This is a genomic window from Pseudomonas sp. 2995-1 (assembly GCF_002742505.1).
GTDB classification, from domain to species: domain Bacteria; phylum Pseudomonadota; class Gammaproteobacteria; order Pseudomonadales; family Pseudomonadaceae; genus Aquipseudomonas; species Aquipseudomonas sivasensis.
The window spans coordinates 1-230 of sequence record NZ_LJSA01000032.1 but is presented as its reverse complement, the minus strand read 5'-3'; the positions used below and the strand labels follow the sequence as shown (position 1 = coordinate 230).

Genomic DNA, 230 nt, shown 5'->3' with positions numbered 1-230 from the left:
GCCATGTTCGTTGCATAATCACCGTGATCCTTATCCTTTGGCGACTCAATTACAACCGATGGAACTTCTTCCTTCGATGCTAGACCCGCCTTCACTACAGCGTCTACAATTCCCTGCTTCAGCTGTTCCTTTACTTGTTCCACTTGGCTCATGGGGTTTCATCCTCCTTTATTTTCACACGAATATCATAATCTCCTGCCTTTGATCCCTGTAGCTGGAGACTGTACCTT

The 230-nt window shown here is 46.1% G+C and carries 1 protein-coding gene; it reads right to left on the bottom strand.

The annotated features are described in order from the left end of the window. Positions 1-152: hypothetical protein (locus tag AOA61_RS32590; protein WP_143521128.1), on the bottom strand; the 152-nt coding region annotated here is incomplete at its 3' end. Between the last annotated feature and the right edge of the window lie 78 nt (positions 153-230).